Origin of the sequence: Mesorhizobium sp. M7A.F.Ca.CA.001.04.2.1 (assembly GCF_003998485.1) — a bacterium.
Lineage (GTDB): Bacteria > Pseudomonadota > Alphaproteobacteria > Rhizobiales > Rhizobiaceae > Mesorhizobium > Mesorhizobium ciceri.
Window position 1 is genome coordinate 1 of the sequence record NZ_RZQT01000234.1, and the last position, 4,629, is coordinate 4,629.

Genomic DNA, 4,629 nt, shown 5'->3' on the forward strand with positions numbered 1-4,629 from the left:
CGATGTCTGCCGCGGTTTGCGCGACCGCAAGCCGCACACCCCGATCATCCTGCTGACCGCGCTGAAGGAAGATGTCGACCGCATCATCGGCCTGGAACTCGGCGCCGACGACTATCTCGGCAAGCCGTTCAACCCGCGTGAGCTCATTGCCCGCATCCGCGCCGTGCTCAGGCGCTCGACGCCCGAGGAGGCGCCCGCGCCGCCGCGCGCGCGCATCTACCGCTTTGCCAGTTACAGGCTGGAACCGGAGACCCGCAAGGTGACGGATGCGCGAGGCGTGGCCGTCGACCTCACCGGCGCCGAGTTCGATCTTTTGCAGGTGTTTCTCGACCGTCCCGGCCGGCTTTTGTCGCGCGACCAGCTTCTCGACCTGACGCAGGGCCGCGAACGCGATCCGCTGGAACGCTCGGTCGATGTGCTGGTGAGCCGGCTGCGCCGCAAATTTTCCGACACCGGCGACGGGCCGCTGTTCAAGACCGTGCGCAATGGCGGCTACCAGCTCACGGCGCGTGTCGAGACCGTGGAGAGCCACGCGTGAATTCGCTGCGCCGCCGTCTCATCCTGCTGTTGGTCGCCTCGATCGTCGGCGTCGTCGGCCTGGCGACGGCCGCCGTCATCAGCGTGCGCGGCGGCGGACCGCCGCCGGAACTGACCGTGCCCTGGATTGCCCAACAAATGGAACTGGTGGTGCGGCTCTTGCCGGGGCCGATCCCCGACGTCCTGCGGGTTCAATTCGCCGATCATCCGGCGGGCGGCAAGGTGGCTCGTGCGGAAACGGCGATGCTCAATGACATCCTGCACCGCCGTGGCCTCGACTTTCCCGCGGTCGTCAACGAGAAGACGGACGAACCCGGCCAGATCGCATCGATGCACCTGCCCGACAGCCGATGGGCGATCATTGAAGTGCCGCACCTCAAGCCGCCGCGGCGAGAATGGCTGGTTCTGGCCGGCTGGATCTCGCTGATCGTCGCCGGCGCCACGGCGGTATCGGTCTATTTCACCTCGGTGCTGATCCGACCGCTCGAAATGCTGGAGGCCGCCGTCTCCAAGATCGGATCGGACGGCGTGCTGGCGACGGTGCCGGAAGTGGGTTCGGCCGAGGTCAAGGCCACCGCGCATGCGCTGAACCAGCTCTCGTCGCGGCTGCGGACCGCCATGGAAAGCCGCATGCGGCTGGTCGCGGCCGCCGGCCATGATCTGCGCACGCCGATGACGCGCATGCGGCTGCGCGCCGAATTCCTGGACGACGAACGCGACAAATGGCTTCACGACCTCGACGAACTCGATCGCATCGCCGACAGCGCCATCCGCCTGGTGCGCGAAGAGGTCAACCAGGACGCCGTCGAAGCGGTGGACCTGGCAAAGACGGTGCGCGATATCGAAGCCGAGATGGTGTCGCTCGGCCATGCCGTCTCGATCGGGCACCTGGAAAAGGTTTGCGTGCGCGCCGGCGCGCTCGGCCTGCGCCGCGCCTTGCGCAACCTGATCGTCAACGCCGCCACCCATGGCAAGGCGTGCCGCATCGACCTGGCCGCGGCCCACAATCGCGCCGTGCTGACCATATCGGACCATGGGCCGGGCATCCCCCCGGAACTCCTGAACAAGGCGTTCGAGCCCTTTTTCCGCGTCGACCCCGGCCGCCTGCAATCGATCCCCGGAGCTGGTCTTGGCCTCGCCATCGCCAAGGAAATCATCGAGCGCTACGGAGGCACGGTAACACTGGAAAACCGCCGGGGCGGCGGGCTGGAGCAGACGGTGGTGTTCGACGCGGTGTGAGGGTTGGCGGTCAGCCGAGTAATGGGCGTTGCGCGTGGCAACGACGAAAAACAGAGACGATGCTGCACCGCGCAAAGCTAATGGTTCCAAATCATTTCTTCACGGAGCCAGGGCCGGATCCATATAGACAAAATATAGATTACGGAATTTCCTGTGGTCTAACAAAGAACTAGGCTGTCAAGCCACGAGATCGCAAATCAACCGAGGCGGGAACATCGGCAAAATTTAAACCACAGCGTTTAAGGTCTGAGAAAAATCGCCAGAATTGACGAGAAACGCTCGGTTTTCTCAATTTTTTAGCACTTGCTCACATAAGTATTTCAGCTGGGTAGATTTTTTGTGTTGCGCCGCACAATGCCGTAGCCGAACGATCTCCTGGGGGACTCGTTTGCGACTGGATATGCGCCGTGGAGGATCCCGCCAGGTTGACCAGCTTGAGCTACCCGTCCGTCGATTTCGAGCGTAGGTTTGACGATGCCTGCGCTCTGGCGGGTCTCGCCCGCCTTGGCCTGCCGCTCGAAACGGCCGGCTGGCGGCTTGGTCGCGGCCATCACGCTGGCGGATGCCGCTGATGGGAAGCGCCCGCGACATCCAACTGGATGCGTTGAGAGCCATCGCCGTGACGATGGTGTTGTATTCCCATTTCTTCGCCGCTGGAGGATCTTCATTCTGGGGCCATATCGGCGTGCGGCTGTTCTTCGTGCTGAGCGGCTTCCTGATCACGCGCCTGCTCCTGGAAGCGCGTTCGGCCGCCGAATTCGAGACCGGTCCCGCGCTGCGATCCTTCTATATCAGGCGAGGCTTGCGGATATTTCCGCCCTATTTCGCCGTCCTGGGTTTCGTCTGGCTGGTCGACCTGGACCAATCCAGGGGATCGCTGGTCTGGCATGCGCTTTACCTGTCGAATTTCTGGTATGCGCTGCGCAATGACTGGAACCCTTGGGTGCTGTGCCATTTCTGGAGCCTGAGCATCGAGGAGCAGTTCTATCTTGCCTGGCCGCTGGTCGTCCTGCTGGCCCCGCGCCGCCGCTTCGAACAGATCTGCATCGGCGTCATCGCACTGTCGCTGGCCTATCGCTTTTACTGGCCGCTCACCGCCAACACGACGCTGGCGCGCGACCTGCTGCCGCCGGCATCCATGGATGCGCTGGCGACGGGCGCGCTGCTTGCCTGCTGGCGATCCAGGGGCGCGGCCCTGCCGCACTGGATGCGGCTCAGCTGGCCTGCCTTCGCGGCCGCATTCCTTGTCATCGAGTGGTTTGTGCCTGCGCCCGCCGATCCGATGCTCGAATGGACCCATTGGCTGGTGCGGCAAGTCCTGCCGCTGGTGCCGCTGATGGTCATCGTCGCAGCCTGTTCGCGCGGCCTTGGCGGCACTTTGGGAAAGCTTGCCGAACTGCCGCCGCTGCTTGGCCTCGGCCGCATCAGCTACGGCGTCTATCTCTATCATCCGATATTGCTGTCGCTCGCCGTCAAGGCGCAACCCTGGATTCCGCTCAACGTCTCGGAGCAAGGGCCAGGGCGTTTCCTGGTTGCGAGCGCCGCCACGATTGTCGCGGCCTCGATTTCCTGGGTGGTTTTCGAGAGGCCGCTCAACAGCCTGAAGCGCCACTTCCCCTATGTCGCGCGCACCCGCTCCGCACAGGGCAGCCATGGCGGCTGGCTCGCGACGGCGGCTGGCGGATCGCCCGATGGCCGCACACCGGCGCTCGAACTCCAGCGCACGGATGCCAGACGATGACCGCCGCACCGCTCGTCTCCGTCCTGTTGCCGGTCTACAATGCCGGTCCCTATCTCGCCACCGCGCTGGGAAGCATCCTGCGGCAGGATCACAGTCGCCTGGAGATCATCGCGATCGATGACGGTTCGACCGACAATTCGCTCGAGATACTCGAGCGATGCCAAAAGGCCGACAGCCGCATTTCGATCATCTCGCGCGAAAACCGTGGCCTTGTCGCGACGCTCAACGAAGGGCTGGCGATCGCCCGGGGCGAACTGGTCGCGCGGATGGACGCCGACGACGTCGCCTATCCCTGGCGTTTGTCGCGCCAGGTGGCGCTGTTCGAGCGGCGGCCCGAACTGGGCTTCTGCGGCGCCGGCGTCGACATGTTGATCCGCGGCCGCATCGCCAGGGGCAGGCCCGATCCGGTCTTCCAGTTCGGCCGCATCCCCGTATTGGCGATGTTCTTCACGATCTTCATGCACCCGACGGTCGTCTACAACAGGAAGGTCATCGACGACAGCGTCCTGCACTATGACCAGGCCTACCGGCATGCCGAGGACTTCGATCTTTTCAGGCGGCTGGCCGGCCGTTACCCGGCAGCCATGATGCCCGAAAACCTGGTCGTCTACCGCGTCCATCAGGCAAGCGTGACGAGCCGGCACGTCAAGGAGATGCGCAGGACGCATTTGCGGATCGTGGCCGAGAACCTCGAGCGCGAGGGCCTGGCGCAGGCCACGCGGGACCTGCGCGACATTGGCGATGCGGTCGGCCACGGCACCGTGGCCCGTGCGGCCGACTTCATCGTCGCGCTGGAGGAGGAGATTTCCTCGCTGCCGGCGGCGACGCGGCCGAGCTTCGAGGCCGGCGCGCTGAACCTGTTCTATTTCCTCTACCAGCTCGTCGCCGACGAAAACCAGCCCGCGCTGACGCATGAATTGCTGACGCGGACCGCGAAATGGAACGTCATCCGGCGCCGCGAACAATATGCCCTGCGGCCCGGCGCCTGGGCGCCCTGGCTCAGCCTCGCTTCGCTGTCGGCCGCCAGGCAGGCCGATGCCATGGCATACTTCTTCAAATCTGCGCCCGCCGCGGCGGTTCTGGCACCTTATCAGGCGGGCTGAGGCATGATC

The 4,629-nt window shown here is 64.7% G+C and carries 4 protein-coding genes; all 4 read left to right on the forward strand.

What is annotated here, in order from left to right; genetic code table 11:
- Positions 1 to 538, forward strand: a 538-nt coding sequence (locus tag EN955_RS33745) for a response regulator transcription factor (protein ID WP_164769959.1), incomplete at its 5' end; no start/stop codon positions are given.
- A complete protein-coding gene (locus EN955_RS33750; RefSeq protein WP_024501680.1) occupies positions 535 to 1,776 on the forward strand; it encodes an ATP-binding protein in 1,242 nt (413 codons plus the stop codon). The genes EN955_RS33745 and EN955_RS33750, both read left to right, overlap by 4 nt.
- 571 nt (positions 1,777 to 2,347) lie before the next feature.
- Complete coding sequence (locus EN955_RS33755; protein WP_024501681.1) at positions 2,348 to 3,517, forward strand: acyltransferase; 1,170 nt, start codon at positions 2,348 to 2,350, stop codon at positions 3,515 to 3,517.
- Positions 3,514 to 4,620: a glycosyltransferase family A protein gene (locus tag EN955_RS33760; protein WP_024501682.1), complete on the forward strand. Its 1,107-nt coding sequence runs from the start codon at positions 3,514 to 3,516 to the stop codon at positions 4,618 to 4,620. Before EN955_RS33755 ends, EN955_RS33760 begins: the two co-directional genes overlap by 4 nt.
- The last annotated feature ends 9 nt before the right edge of the window (positions 4,621 to 4,629 follow it).